Annotated in this window: 15 protein-coding genes; 10 read left to right on the top strand and 5 right to left on the bottom strand. The window is 43.7% G+C overall.

Going from position 1 to position 13,154, the window contains the following annotated elements:
* Positions 1-353: 353 nt before the first annotated feature.
* Both trxA and Q5076_RS01925 read left to right on the top strand, forming a co-directional pair.
* On the top strand, positions 354-668 hold the full coding sequence (gene trxA, locus Q5076_RS01930) for a thioredoxin (protein ID WP_303010534.1): 315 nt from the start codon (positions 354-356) through the stop codon (positions 666-668).
* Between the two features lie 49 nt (positions 669-717).
* Positions 718-1,053 carry a hypothetical protein gene (locus Q5076_RS01925; RefSeq protein ID WP_303010533.1) on the top strand — a complete coding sequence of 112 codons (336 nt, stop codon included), beginning with the start codon at positions 718-720 and terminating at the stop codon, positions 1,051-1,053.
* Between the two features lie 492 nt (positions 1,054-1,545).
* Here the strand turns inward: Q5076_RS01925 and Q5076_RS01920 are convergent, their stop codons facing one another.
* Positions 1,546-2,271, bottom strand: a complete 726-nt coding sequence (locus Q5076_RS01920; protein ID WP_303010532.1) for an RDD family protein — start codon at positions 2,269-2,271, stop codon at positions 1,546-1,548.
* Positions 2,272-2,372: 101 nt separating this feature from the next.
* On the opposite strand from Q5076_RS01920, the gene Q5076_RS01915 reads away from it, so the two are divergent.
* The 6 genes from Q5076_RS01915 to Q5076_RS01890 all read left to right on the top strand — a co-directional run bounded on the left by Q5076_RS01915 (position 2,373) and on the right by Q5076_RS01890 (position 8,570).
* Positions 2,373-3,335 carry a stage II sporulation protein M gene (locus tag Q5076_RS01915; protein WP_303010531.1) on the top strand — a complete coding sequence of 321 codons (963 nt, stop codon included), beginning with the start codon at positions 2,373-2,375 and terminating at the stop codon, positions 3,333-3,335.
* Complete coding sequence (locus Q5076_RS01910; protein ID WP_303010530.1) at positions 3,316-4,245, top strand: hypothetical protein; 930 nt, start codon at positions 3,316-3,318, stop codon at positions 4,243-4,245. The genes Q5076_RS01915 and Q5076_RS01910 overlap by 20 nt, the downstream gene beginning before the upstream one ends.
* A gap of 16 nt (positions 4,246-4,261) precedes the next feature.
* On the top strand, positions 4,262-4,876 hold the full coding sequence (locus Q5076_RS01905) for a DUF4129 domain-containing protein (protein ID WP_303010529.1): 615 nt from the start codon (positions 4,262-4,264) through the stop codon (positions 4,874-4,876).
* A complete protein-coding gene (locus Q5076_RS01900) occupies positions 4,873-6,186 on the top strand; it encodes a DUF4350 domain-containing protein (RefSeq protein ID WP_303010528.1) in 1,314 nt (437 codons plus the stop codon). The genes Q5076_RS01905 and Q5076_RS01900 overlap by 4 nt, the downstream gene beginning before the upstream one ends.
* 11 nt (positions 6,187-6,197) lie before the next feature.
* Positions 6,198-7,172, top strand: coding sequence for a MoxR family ATPase (locus Q5076_RS01895; RefSeq protein WP_303010527.1), 975 nt, complete (start codon positions 6,198-6,200; stop codon positions 7,170-7,172).
* Between the two features lie 87 nt (positions 7,173-7,259).
* The gene (locus Q5076_RS01890) at positions 7,260-8,570 is read left to right on the top strand and encodes a DUF58 domain-containing protein (protein ID WP_303010526.1); all 1,311 of its coding nucleotides are present in this window, start codon (positions 7,260-7,262) and stop codon (positions 8,568-8,570) included.
* Positions 8,571-8,860: 290 nt separating this feature from the next.
* Here Q5076_RS01890 and Q5076_RS01885 read toward each other — a convergent pair whose 3' ends face one another.
* From Q5076_RS01885 to Q5076_RS01870, 4 genes are all read right to left on the bottom strand, one after another.
* Positions 8,861-9,088, bottom strand: coding sequence for an immunity 17 family protein (locus tag Q5076_RS01885; protein ID WP_303010525.1), 228 nt, complete (start codon positions 9,086-9,088; stop codon positions 8,861-8,863).
* Entirely contained in the window at positions 9,085-9,498 is a 414-nt protein-coding gene (tsaE, locus tag Q5076_RS01880) for a tRNA (adenosine(37)-N6)-threonylcarbamoyltransferase complex ATPase subunit type 1 TsaE (RefSeq protein ID WP_303010524.1), read from the bottom strand. The genes Q5076_RS01885 and tsaE overlap by 4 nt, the downstream gene beginning before the upstream one ends.
* A 12-nt stretch (positions 9,499-9,510) precedes the next feature.
* Positions 9,511-10,323: a metal ABC transporter permease gene (locus tag Q5076_RS01875; protein WP_303010523.1), complete on the bottom strand. Its 813-nt coding sequence runs from the start codon at positions 10,321-10,323 to the stop codon at positions 9,511-9,513.
* 99 nt (positions 10,324-10,422) lie between these two features.
* Positions 10,423-10,860 carry a phospholipase gene (locus Q5076_RS01870; protein WP_303010522.1) on the bottom strand — a complete coding sequence of 146 codons (438 nt, stop codon included), beginning with the start codon at positions 10,858-10,860 and terminating at the stop codon, positions 10,423-10,425.
* Between the two features lie 117 nt (positions 10,861-10,977).
* Between Q5076_RS01870 and Q5076_RS01865 the strand changes: the two genes are divergently transcribed.
* Both Q5076_RS01865 and Q5076_RS01860 read left to right on the top strand, forming a co-directional pair.
* Positions 10,978-12,075 (top strand): leucine-rich repeat domain-containing protein, encoded by a 1,098-nt coding sequence (locus Q5076_RS01865; protein WP_303010521.1) that lies wholly within the window; start codon positions 10,978-10,980, stop codon positions 12,073-12,075.
* 43 nt (positions 12,076-12,118) lie between these two features.
* Positions 12,119-13,117: a M28 family metallopeptidase gene (locus Q5076_RS01860; RefSeq protein ID WP_303010520.1), complete on the top strand. Its 999-nt coding sequence runs from the start codon at positions 12,119-12,121 to the stop codon at positions 13,115-13,117.
* The last annotated feature ends 37 nt before the right edge of the window (positions 13,118-13,154 follow it).

The following is a 13,154-nucleotide window of genomic DNA, read 5'->3' as shown; positions in this document are numbered from 1 at the left end:
GGAACCATATAAACAACTGTACTACAATATTTTAATTTATAGAACTCCTCTTATATTGTTTTGCACTTAAAGTAAACTACAGTGTAAATGGAGGTTATTTTCTTCGTTTATCGGGCTTAAACAAATTAAAATCAAAAAATGTCTGCTTGGCATTTATTGTAATGATTCGTTTTTACGGTTAATTATCTGGGTGCGTTTTTCAGGTTAAAACTGGAATCCTTTAGGTAAATGTTTGATTTTCGGTATCAGTTATAAAACTTCTGGTTAAAACTCATCTAAATGGGATAATTTGATTATATTTGTGGCGTGATAAAGAAGAAAATTTGCATATTTAATAATTAATACTTTAAAAAATGGCTTTAGAAATTACAGACAGCAACTATAAGGAAGTGCTTGCGGAAGGTAAACCGGTTGTTGTAGATTTTTGGGCTCCTTGGTGTGGCCCTTGTAAAATGGTGGCTCCTATTATTGAAGAATTGGCTACGGAGTTTGAAGGACAAGTAATCATCGGCAAATGTGATGTGGATGAAAACGGTGATATGGCTGCAGAGTACGGTATCCGTAATATCCCTACTGTTCTGTTTTTTAAGAATGGTGAGATTGTGGACAAACAAGTAGGCGCTGTAAGCAAACCGGTATTTGTTGAAAAGGTAAAGAAGCTTCTTTAAGCTGTACTTTTTATATATCGCAATAATTAATAATTTAAAAACTAAAAACATGGGACAGGAAGACGAGTTTTTGTCAGCAGATGTCGATGATGAGAAGACCATCGAATTTATTAGGAACTATCTACCCCAAGAATTGAAAGAGAAGTTCTCGGACGATGAGTTGTGCTACTTTATGGATTTAATTGACGAATATTATTATGAAAGTGGCATTCTTGACGCTCAACCCGATAAAGAAGGTTATATTGTCATCGATTTGGAAGATATTGTGTCCTATATCGTAAGAGAAGCCAAAAAGGATGAAGTAGGAGAATACCTGCCCGAAGAAATCCTTTTTGTGGTTCAGGGAGAAATGGAGTATGGAAACTCCCTGGGACAAGTAGAATAAAATCTGCATCCGGTCTCATTATAGATAAAATTAAGAAGAAGGGAGTGTGTCGAAACTAAGATGAACACTCGGAACAGTTACAGATTCTAACTGATAAACATAAAAGCCGTATCATTACTCAAAAATAGAGTTGATACGGTCTTTTTATTGCCGATGGAGAATGCCGGGTTTTAAATAGAGTGCGGGGTTTCAGATAGAGTGCCAGGTTTCAGATGAAAAGTCCATTTCCTCTAAAGTTGAATTTTGACATACCCCCTTCTTTTATTATCTGATTGATAATTGTTTTTTAGGGATATTCAGTAAATGTCCCTAAGTATGAATTAGTTAGCTAATTTTATACTATTTACTGAATGTCCCTTTTTATTCCTATAAATGTACTCACATCAATGTAATCTGCTAAGAGGATGACGGCGGACACGGAGATATTTATAATGGATGGTTACCCAAGTGCCGGCGAAGCCACCTGGCATTTTCCCGTAGAAGTTCCCTTTTCTATATCTCCTCCAGTGCATAATACTGGTAATCTCTCAATACCGTTTGAAGAAATGTCTCCGGATTACCGTCACGGGGAGTTATGAGCAGCAATTCCTGTACTTTTTTGGCTAGTGCCGTGACACGTCGTGACCGGTCTTTTGTACCGGACTCCAACGTTCTGGTAATTACGTTAATCTGTTCCAGTGACAAGTCTGCCGATTGCGGATATACCGGATGATAATTCCGGGTGAGATAGTCGAATTCATCGAGGCTGACGTGTATCTTACGATAGTTTTTCTCTTTAATCACCATTGTGCCGGCAGCAATATCCCCCATTCGCTGGCTGTTTTTAGTCAGTAAGACGACCAACAGACCCAGTCCTCCCGTGATAGGACCGTCAATAGGGAAAAGCAACCAGCGGAGAAGATAAGAACCCATACTGGGTATGGAACCGTCTGCCTTTATGACACGGATATTCATGAGGCGTTTACCGAAACTTTGTCCGTGGTTGAACATTTCACAGAGGAAAGAGTAACCCAATACCGGCAAATAGACGATGCAAAGAAAGAAAAAAAGAGTGAATCCTGAGGGTAACCGTAATTCGGATAAGAGGGTAGCGGTAGATATGACGTACAAGCCGATTAGAAAATAATCGATAATCAAGGCTAACAGTCGTTCGCCGATACTGGCAGGTGTCTGGCTGATACGAACAAACTGACCGGTGATAATTGTAGATTCTGCCATTTATGGTTAAACATTTTTAGGATTCCGTTGCAAATATATCATAATTCTCTTACTTTTGTTTCCGGTTTCGGACAAAACTTATCCGGAATTCTCTGGAAATTATGAAAGAAGTTACGTTTATCCGTCGGAACATTGAAAAATGGAAGGAAACAGAAAAGGTGGTAGAGCAGGCAGCAAGCTTGTCTCCCGACCGACTTGCCGACGCTTATACGGACTTGACCGCCGACCTCGCATTCGCACAGACTCATTTTCCGGCTTCCCGCATTACAATCTATCTGAATAATCTTGCTTCGGCACTGCATAATGAGATTTATCGGAATAAACGGGAAAAGTGGACGCGGATTATCACTTTCTGGACGAAGGAAGTGCCGGCAACCATGTATGACGCCCGCCGTGAGTTGCGGCTTTCTTTTATAATTTTTCTTGTAAGCGTATTGATTGGAATTATATCCGCCGCGAATGACTCCGGTTTTGTCCGTCTTATTTTGGGGAATGCCTACGTAGACATGACATTGGACAACATAGCTAACGGCGATCCGATGGCAGTGTATGGCGGTTCTTCCGAAGTCCCCATGTTTTTGGGGATTACACTCAATAATGTGATGGTCTCTTTCAATTGCTTTGCCATGGGATTGCTAACCAGTTTCGGAACAGGATACATGCTGCTTGCCAATGGCATCATGATAGGCGCTTTTCAGACTTTCTTTTATCAGCATGGCTTGCTTTGGGAATCCAGTCTTGCTATTTGGCTGCACGGAACCCTCGAAATATGGGCGATTATTGTGGCCGGTGCCGCCGGATTAGCCCTTGGCAACGGATGGCTGTTTCCCGGAACATATTCCCGGCTGGAATCTTTCCGGAAGGGAGCAAAAAGGGGATTAAAGATTGTGGTGGGTACAGTGCCCGTATTCATTCTGGCAGGTTTCATCGAAGGGTTTGTTACCCGGCATACGGAACTTCCGGATGCATTGAGGCTCGGATGGATTCTCCTTTCTCTGGCGTTTATTGTTTTCTACTATATTTATTTACCAAATAGAAAAAAATATGGAATCACAGAAACCTAAGATTGCGATGTATGTAAAACGTCCTTTTGGTGAGAAGTTGAATGCCTCTTTTGATTTTCTAAAGGAAAATTGGAAGTTACTGCTGAAATTCGTTACTTATTTGTTGTTGCCGCTATGTCTTGTTCAGGCGTTGAGCTTAAACGGGCTGATGGGCGGAGCGTTGGAAATGTCGGCCGGTGCGAATGACATGGTGGTCCCTTCATCCCTTGTGGCTATCGGTTCTTATTACGGACTATATATGCTTCTTTGTATAATAGGCACTGTCATGTTGACATCTTTGGTATATGCGCTGATTCGTGTGTATAATGAGCGCGAAGAACGTTTGCAAGGAATGACGTTGAGCATGTTGCGGCCTTTGTTGTTCCGTAATATGAAGAGATTGCTTTTAATGGTAGCAGCATGTGTCATATTGGTATTGCTGGTGGGAGGCGTTGTCGGTGTTTTGGTTGCTTTGTCACCGTTTACCCTGTTTTTGACCGTTCCGTTTATGTTTGCTTTTTTGGTCCCCCTTGCTTTGCTGGCGCCGGTTTACCTGTTTGAAGACATTACGCTGATGGGAGCTTTCAAAAAGACATTCCGTTTGGGATTTGCCACATGGGGAGGAGTCTTTTTAATTTCCATCGTGATGGGATTCATAGCCAATGTCCTGCAGGGAGTGACGATGATGCCCTGGTATATCGCTACTGTGGTAAAATATTTTTTTGCAGTGAGTGATGTCGGCGGAAGTGAAGTGACCGTATCTGCGGGATATAATTTCTTTCTCTATTTGCTAGCCATTATCCAGGCATTCGGAACCTACCTCGCGATGATATTTTCGATTGTCGGGTTAGCCTACCAGTACGGGCATGCCTCGGAAGTGGTTGACAGTATCACGGTAGAAAGTGATATTGACAATTTTGATAAACTTTAAGAACGGATTCAGGCAGATGATTGTTTCCCCGGCCGATACATTGGTTTGTGATTCTGCGCAGCTTGCAGCTTTTCGCTCAGATTCGGCGTATGATTATAACCGTGAGCTGATTACTCCGGAAATTAATATTTTCGAATGGCTCAGCAAGCAGTTTGGGGATTTCATGCGTAAAATATTCGGAAGTCATTTTGCAGAAGAATATTCAGGGTTAATCCTGATTCTCGTAGCTGTCATTATTTTATTGCTGATAATCTGGCTGGTTTATAAAAAACGGCCGGAACTGTTTACGTATTCACGCCGGAATGCGTTGCCATATACGGTTGAGGAAGATACCATTTACGGGGTCGATTTCCCGAAAGGGATTGATGAAGCCCTTTCCCGTCAGGATTATAGGGAAGCGGTGCGTTTGCTCTATTTGCAGACGTTGAAACAGTTGAGCGATGCGGGGCAGATTGATTGGCAGCTCTATAAGACACCCACACAATATATTTATGAAGTACGGTTACCGGCTTTCCGGCAGATGACTACTCATTTTTTGCGGGTACGTTATGGAAACTTTGAAGCGACCGGAGAACTTTTCCGGGTAATGCAAACTTTACAGGAAGAAGTGAGGAAAGGAGGGGCTGCATGAAAAGAAACCGTTGGTTTATTCTCTTTATCGTCGCTTTTCTGACAGTTATGTTTGCGGTGGAGTGCAACCTGCCGAAGGAGTTTGTGTGGACGCCTACTTTCAGCCGTTATGATACCCAACCTTTCGGATGTGCGGTATTCGATAGCCTGTTGTCCGTTTCTTTGCCGGGCAGCTATACGTTGTCGAAAAAGACATTCTATCAGTTGGAACGGGAAGATACGCTATGCCGCCGGGGAATATTGGCAGTCGCCTATGACATCTTTTTGTCAGAATTGGATGTGAAGTCTTTATTGAAGATGGCGGAACGGGGAAATAAGATTATGCTGGTTAGCACCACGTTCAGCCGGTATTTGAAAGATACATTGAATTTTGAATCTTACCGTTATTATTTTAGCCCGATGAGCTTGAAGAAATATGCGGTTTCCCTGTCTGCGAAAGACAGCATCTGCTGGGTGGGAACCCGGGACATTTATCCCCGGCAGACTTTTTATTTCTATCCTCATCTTTGTTCTTCTTATTTCCGGGTAGACTCATTGCCGGGAGAAGTATTGTCTCAGAAAGTACTCCATGCAGATGAATATCGATATGACACAGGAACAGATTCCATATCTTCGGAGACAGGGAAAGTAATGGCCGATTCCCTGGAAATAAGAACGGATACGGTTTGTTATTGCCCGGTGGCTATAACCTGTCCGGTTGGAAAAGGAGAGATTATCCTCGTTTCCACTCCTTTGATTTTTACCAACTACGGTATGCTCGACGAAGGAAACTCGACCTATATCTTCCGCTTGTTGTCACAAATGGGAGAACTTCCGGTTGTACGTACCGAAGGATATACCGGAGAAACTGCGGAAGTGCGGCAATCCCCTTTCCGTTATTTGCTTTCTCGGCAACCGCTTCGTTGGGCTTTGTATCTGACGATGGTCGGCATATTGTTGTTTATGATAACTTCCGCACGAAGGAGGCAGCGGGCGATACCTGTCATTCGTGAACCGGCGAACAAATCAATCGAGTTTATCGAACTGATAGGAACCCTTTATTATCAAAAAGGAGAACATGCGGATTTGGTACGTAAAAAGTTTATATATTTCGCGGAAGAATTAAGACGGGAAATCCAGGTAGATGTGGAAGAAGCGGCGGATGATGAACGCTCTTTCCACAAGATTGCCCGGAAAACGGGGATGGATGCAGAAGAAATAGCGAAGCTTATCCGTGAAGTGCGGCCGGTGGTTTACGGAGGGCGTACTGTTGATGCCGACCGGATGAAAATGCTTGTTGATAAGATGAATGAAATAACCAATCATATATAAAGAAGGAATTTATGGAAGAGAATACAGGACAACGGGTAGATTTAACACTCTTTTCCGAGAAGATACAAGAAGTGAAAGACCGGATTGCTTCCATCATTGTCGGGCAGGAACAAACCGTCGATTTGGTATTGACAGCCATTCTGGCGAACGGGCACGTACTGATAGAAGGGGTTCCGGGAGTTGCGAAGACATTGCTGGCCCGCTTGACCGCCCGCCTGGTAAATGCCGGTTTCAGCCGTATTCAGTTCACCCCGGATTTGATGCCGAGTGATGTATTGGGGACTACGGTGTTCAATATGAAAACCAATAACTTCGATTTCCATCAAGGACCGATTTTTGCGGATATCGTGTTGGTGGACGAGATTAACCGCGCTCCTGCCAAAACACAGGCCGCCCTGTTTGAAGTGATGGAAGAACGCCAAATCAGTATCGACGGAACTACCTACCGGATGGGAGAATTTTATACGATTCTGGCTACCCAGAATCCGGTAGAACAAGAAGGAACATACAAGCTTCCCGAAGCGCAACTCGACCGTTTCCTGATGAAGATAACGATGGATTATCCCTCCTTGGAAGAGGAAGTGAATATCCTGGAACGCCATCATGCCAATGCCGCATTGGTGAAGTTGGATGATGTGGTTCCTGTCATTACGAAAGAAGAATTACTGTCACTTCGTACCTTTATGAATCAGGTATTCGTAGACCGCACGTTGCTTCAATATATCGCGTTGATAGTGCAGCAGACCCGTACCAGCAAAGCCGTATATCTGGGAGCTTCTCCGCGTGCGTCCATAGCCATGCTGCAATCGTCGAAGGCGTATGCGCTGTTGCAGGGCCGGGATTTTGTAACGCCGGAAGATATTAAATTTGTCGCTCCCTACGTGCTTCAACATCGCCTTATCCTGACTGCGGAAGCTGAAATGGAAGGTTATTCTCCGGTCAAAGTGACACAACGTCTGATTGATAAAGTGGAAGTTCCGAAATAAAAGGTAAATGAGAGTTGACAGATGGTATTTATGCTGTAATCCGACTGTGGACTTCAATTTTTAATCATTAATATTCTAATAGCCAAGTTGTTTTTAACTCGTCGTTTCTATATCGCCCTTATCGTCGTTATCCTGTTGTTGGGTAGCGGATATGTTTTTACCCCATTTTTTGTCATCGGGCAATGGGCGCTGTTCGTCTTATTGCTGACAGTATCGGCAGATGCATATATCCTTTACCGTATTCGTGGAATCCGGGCTTCACGCCAGTGTGCCGGCCGTTTTTCCAATGGTGATGAAAATGAGGTAAGCATCCGGGTGGAAAACGATTATCCGCAGCCTGTATCTTTGGAAATCATCGACGAGATTCCTTTTATATTTCAAAAGCGTGATGTTGACTTTCGTCTGAAACTTCGGGCAAATGAAGGAAAAACGGTCGTTTACCGTCTTCGTCCGACCCATCGCGGCGTATATTCGTTCGGATATGTCAGAGTCTTTGCGAGCGGGCGGCTCGGATTGGTTTCCCGCCGTTATACTTGTGCGGAGCCTCTGGATGTCAAAGTATATCCGTCTTATCTGATGCTTCGCCAATATGAATTGTTGGCTATGAGCGATAATCTGACCGAGTTAGGCATAAAGCGCATTCGGCGGGTAGGGCATCATACGGAATTTGAACAGATAAAAGAATATGTGAAGGGAGATGATTACCGCACTATCAACTGGAAAGCGAGTGCCCGCAGGCATGAACTGATGGTGAACGTCTATCAGGACGAACGTTCGCAACAGATTTACAGCGTGATAGATAAGGGAAGGGTGATGCAACAGGCTTTTCATGGAATGACTTTGTTGGATTATGCGATTAACGCTTCTCTAGTGCTCTCGTATGTTGCCATGCGGAAAGAAGATAAAGCCGGATTAGTGACTTTCGATGAACATTTCGACACTTTTGTCCCGGCTTCCCGGCAACCGGGATATATGCAGACATTGTTGGAAAACCTTTATAGCCAGCAGACTACTTTCGGGGAAACGGACTTTTCGGCCCTTTGTGTCCATTTGAACAAACATATCAGTAAACGTAGCCTGTTAGTATTATATACGAATTTTTCAAGTATGGGAAGCATGAACCGACAATTGGCCTATTTGAAACAACTAAACCGCCAGCACCGCCTGCTCGTCGTTTTCTTCGAAGATGCCGATTTGAAAGAATACGTCGCCCGTCCGGCAAAAGATACGGAAAGTTATTATCAGCATGTGATTGCTGAGAAATTCGCTTTCGAGAAACGCTTGATTGTATCCACCTTGAAGCAGCATGGAATCCATTCCTTGCTGACTACGCCGGAAAATCTTTCGATTGATGTGATTAACAGATATCTGGAGATGAAATCCCGGCAACTATTATGATAAATCCCGGACTGTCCGTTCAACAGTTTCTTTCAGAGGAGGAAATCTGCCTTGCAGTTGCATATACATCCGGGTTTTTCTTGAATATCGAACAATAATAAAAAAAGTCCGGGTCTTATAGTTCGGCAAAAACATCCGAATCACCCTCTACATTGTCTTCTGCGGGCAAAAGACCCCTAAATACCGATAGAGATAATTTCATATTTCCCGGCATGCTATAGTTTGGATTGCCGGATTTTTGCAAGATATATTCATTAGTTGTTTTCGCTTTTCTGTCTTCCGAGACAGGTTTATCCTCCTGCGGCTTTTCGTGTTTCTACAAAGAAAAATACAGCCATGCCGATGATGATAACCCCTAATATCCCGTAGAAAAGCCGTGCCCGGTTTCGTCCAGCATTTCGGACGATAGTTTGTGCGTTTCGTGTTGTGAAGAACCAGTCCCAGTTCAGCAATGACGCCAGCAGGGAAATCGTTCCTGCCAGCGCAAAGATTCCTTGTACGATATATTGTCCGGTCATAGTTTAATCACTCTGCTTCCGTCTTCCAATTCTTCAATCGTCACTTTAACGGCATCGCCCGGCAGCAATTCCTCCACGAGTTCCGGCCATTCGATAAAACAAAGGGCACCGCTGTAGAAATAATCTTCGTACCCCATGTCGTACACTTCGCTTAGTTTTTTGATACGGTAAAAATCGAAGTGATAGATTAACTCCCCGGTTTCGTCCGAACGGTATTCGTTGACAATAGCAAAAGTAGGAGAGCTGATGACGTCCGTTACACCCAATTCTTCGCAAAGCGCTTTGACGAATGTGGTTTTACCGGCCCCCATTTTGCCGTATAATGCAAATACGGTGTTGTCACCCATGGCAGCGATGAATTCCCGGGCTGCTTCATGGATACTTTCCAGTGATTGAATTTTGATTTCCATATACTATATCTATTATGATGACTTTTTCATGCAACAACTCTTTCCGATTTTGCAGACGGCATAAATCAGGATAGAGAAGAATATGATTGAAGCTCCCGAAGGAACTTTCCAATGATAAGAAATGAACAATCCGCCCAAGCATCCCAAGAAACCGATACCGATAGATAACCAGATGATTTTCTTGAAACTGTAAGTGAAGAGGTTAGCTGTCATTTGCGGGATGGTGAGAAGGGAAATGGCTAACACGATACCTACCATCCGAAGACAAGCTACAATTGTCAATGCGATGAACATCATCAATACGTATTCGAATATCTCTACCGGAATCTTCTGCGAGCGTGCAAATTCGCGGTCAAAAGCAATATATACGATAGGACGGATAAACAGATAAAAGAATCCGGTCAGAATGAGCGCTAATATGCCGAGCAACCATAAGTCAGTTTGATTGATAGTCAGGATATTTCCGAAAAGATAAGCGGATAAGTCGGGGGCAAATCCCGGCGATAGGAAGCTGAACATGATTCCGAGTGCCATCCCCAATGTCCAGAATACCGCAATGGCGGAATCTTCGCGCATATCTTTCCGCTTGCTAAGCCACTCCACCCCGAAAGCAGATAAAACCGAGAACACGGCCGCCGAGAGTATCGGAGAAATTCCGGCAAACAATCCCAGCCCGATTCCTCCGAAAGAAGCATGGGTGATTCCTCCACTGATAAATACTAGGCGGCGGGTAACAATGTATGTACCGATAATCCCGCAGGCGATACTTGCCAGCAGACTACCCAACAAGGCATGTTGAAAGAATGTATATTGTAGTAAATCCAAGTAATAAAAAAATTAAAGATTAAAAATCAAAAACCGTGACCGGACTATAACGACATGCTATCATTTCCCAACGGCCGCCTATCATCTCTCACCCGCCTGTCATCTGTCATTTTTTACTTCTCCGCTTCTTCTTTCTCCGATAATCAGAAAGACCTCGTCTTTTAAATCATCCGGCAGTTCGATTCCACGAAGTTGAAGGCTGCGTACCCATCCGGCCACTTCTGCGTCCAATGTCGTGTACAGCACATCCCGGAACATATCCGTCTCTTCTTCCGTATAAGCATTTCCGGACCTGCCAATGAACTGGTCCAGCTCTTCATCATCGTAATATTCTATCTTTTTGCTGACAGCAGCCAACAAACTATCCCGTTTGCAAACTTCGTGTTGCCCGCAGCATTCCGCATCCACTTCCTTCACTTCCGGCATACGGTCCAGCTCACCCTTTTCTATTTTCTTTTGCAGTCTTTTATTGCGGATGATTCCGGCTATCAGTGCGATAACACCCAGCAGCACCAGACTTATAACGAGTATCCACATACCAATATAACAGTTACGAATCAAATTTGTGCAAAGTTACTTATAAATTTGCATTCTATCGAGTCTGTTATCTAATTCTTTTCTTACTTTTGTGAGTTACTAACCCAAAGTCCATACATGATGAAACAAAAGAAACTGTTATCCGGCTTGATAGGAATATGCCTGTTGTTGGGATTCTCTTCCTGTTCCGAGGACGATAAAAGTGTGTTTGGAGATGATTTCGAAATTCCCGAATTGACAGATGCAAATACCATCCAGTTCACGGTGGATGCGGGCGGCGAATGGAAGACGTTGGAGATAAATGCGAGTGGCGGACGGATGGCTGTCGAATGGGGGGACGGGCGGTTGCAGAAAGTCGGATATCCCGGCAATGCTTCGATTCAATACAGATATAAACCTTCGAGAAGTTTTACGGTAAAGGTGTGGGCGGAGGAATTGACAGCTTTCAGTGTCAGCGGGTTGTTGATACCGGTAAGTAATGTCCGTTTGGGAAATCTTCCAAGGATGGAGAGGATTGAATTAAATAGCATAAAAGAAAGTAAAGTCTTGGATTTGAATACTTCCTGTCCCAATCTGGAGTATATGAATATTGGAAACTGGGAGAGTCTGGAAGAACTGCATTTTGATGAGTGCGTGAATCTGAAAACAATACAGATATATACGAATCCGAAACTGGCCTCAATAAAAATAGGGTCTTGTGAACTGCTGACCTCGTTGTATTGCACGGATAATGGAATAACTTCACTGTCGTTGAGAAAGTTGCCGGCATTGCGCACGGTAGAGCTGACCGGTACGGCACAGTTGTCAGCTCTGGAAATCGATGATGATAATATGATTAGTATGTTGCATATTGAAGGATGTGCATTTAAGAAACTGGATTTCCTGGACAAGTTGGAGTCATTGACGGAATTATATTGTAGCTCTAACCGATTGACAGACCTTGATGTATCAGGGAATACCGGATTGTGGCGTCTGGATTGTTACAACAATCAGTTAAAAAGTTTGTCCGTCCCGGTGGACAATCACTTGAGAAAGCTTGATTGCCGCTATAACCAATTGGATAAAGAACAGCTTGAAACGGTTTTTAATACTTTGACGGATGTTACGGGATATCCCGCTTATTATGATAAATACGTGATACTGTACACTCATAATCCGGGAGCGGCGGATTGTGACGAAACCATATTGCAGAATAAACATTGGCAGGTGAATTAAACCTCACCGATGAATGAAAACGACTGACTAAATTTGAAGTATAATGAAAAAAGATTTTTTACTGTTAGCGTTCCTGTTTGCCGGAAACGTTATTTTGGCTCAATCTTCTTTGGAAAAAGGATTGAATACGATTAATCGTTCCTCCGCCGAAGCCACTGTCAACTTTTTGGCAGGCGATGAATTGCAAGGGCGTGAAGCCGGTTTCCACGGTTCACGTGTCTCTTCGGAGTATATTGCCTCTTTATTGCGATGGATGGGAATCCCGCCTTTGGCAGACAATTACTTCCAGCCTTTTGAGGCTTGTCGTAAAGAACGTCAGAAAAAAGGACGTTGGGAAGTACATCCCGATTCCATAGCCAAATTAAAGCAGGAAGTCCATCGGAAGCTCTCCATGCGGAATGTTTTGGGAATGATTCCCGGTAAGAATACGGAAGAATATGTGATTGTAGGAGCTCATTTTGACCATTTGGGTGTTGACCCTGCGCTCGAAGGCGACCGGATATACAATGGCGCTGACGATAATGCTTCCGGCGTATCGGCAGTGCTACAGATTGCCCGCGCTTTTGTCGCCAGCGGACAACAACCCGAAAGGAATGTAATTTTTGCTTTCTGGGACGGAGAAGAAAAAGGATTGCTCGGTTCTGAATATTTTGTACAAACCTGCTCGTTCCTGTCCCAAATCAAAGGATATCTGAATTTCGATATGATTGGGCGCAACAATAAACCTCAGCAACCCAAACAGGTCGTTTATTTCTATACAGCCGCTTATCCGGCTTTTGGCGACTGGCTGAAAGAAGATATCGGAAAATACGGTTTGCAGTTAGAGCCGGATTACCGTGCCTGGGAACATCCGGTAGGAGGAAGTGACAACGGCTCGTTTGCAAAAGCAGGCATTCCGATTATCTGGTATCATACGGACGGGCATCCTGACTATCACCAGCCTTCCGACCATGCAGACCGGTTGAACTGGGATAAAATAGTGGAAATCACCAAAGCTTCTTTTCTGAATATGTGGAAACTGGCGAATGAGGAATCCTATTGATGGAACAGATAAAATACAATCCTGCTTTTCTTTACCA

Origin of the sequence: uncultured Bacteroides sp., from assembly GCF_958445495.1 — a bacterium.
Lineage (GTDB): Bacteria > Bacteroidota > Bacteroidia > Bacteroidales > Bacteroidaceae > Bacteroides.
Note: the sequence above shows the minus strand (reverse complement) of the source record. Positions and strands in the feature narration are given on the sequence as shown.

Coding starts and splice junctions, on each gene's coding strand:
- trxA (WP_303010534.1), top strand. CDS start 354: ATGGCTTTAGAAATTACAGACAGCAACTATAAGGAAGTGCTTGCGGAA.
- Q5076_RS01925 (WP_303010533.1), top strand. CDS start 718: ATGGGACAGGAAGACGAGTTTTTGTCAGCAGATGTCGATGATGAGAAG.
- Q5076_RS01920 (WP_303010532.1), bottom strand. CDS start 2,271: ATGGCAGAATCTACAATTATCACCGGTCAGTTTGTTCGTATCAGCCAG.
- Q5076_RS01915 (WP_303010531.1), top strand. CDS start 2,373: ATGAAAGAAGTTACGTTTATCCGTCGGAACATTGAAAAATGGAAGGAA.
- Q5076_RS01910 (WP_303010530.1), top strand. CDS start 3,316: ATGGAATCACAGAAACCTAAGATTGCGATGTATGTAAAACGTCCTTTT.
- Q5076_RS01905 (WP_303010529.1), top strand. CDS start 4,262: ATGATTGTTTCCCCGGCCGATACATTGGTTTGTGATTCTGCGCAGCTT.
- Q5076_RS01900 (WP_303010528.1), top strand. CDS start 4,873: ATGAAAAGAAACCGTTGGTTTATTCTCTTTATCGTCGCTTTTCTGACA.
- Q5076_RS01895 (WP_303010527.1), top strand. CDS start 6,198: ATGGAAGAGAATACAGGACAACGGGTAGATTTAACACTCTTTTCCGAG.
- Q5076_RS01885 (WP_303010525.1), bottom strand. CDS start 9,088: ATGACCGGACAATATATCGTACAAGGAATCTTTGCGCTGGCAGGAACG.
- tsaE (WP_303010524.1), bottom strand. CDS start 9,498: ATGGAAATCAAAATTCAATCACTGGAAAGTATCCATGAAGCAGCCCGG.
- Q5076_RS01870 (WP_303010522.1), bottom strand. CDS start 10,860: ATGTGGATACTCGTTATAAGTCTGGTGCTGCTGGGTGTTATCGCACTG.
- Q5076_RS01865 (WP_303010521.1), top strand. CDS start 10,978: ATGATGAAACAAAAGAAACTGTTATCCGGCTTGATAGGAATATGCCTG.
- Q5076_RS01860 (WP_303010520.1), top strand. CDS start 12,119: ATGAAAAAAGATTTTTTACTGTTAGCGTTCCTGTTTGCCGGAAACGTT.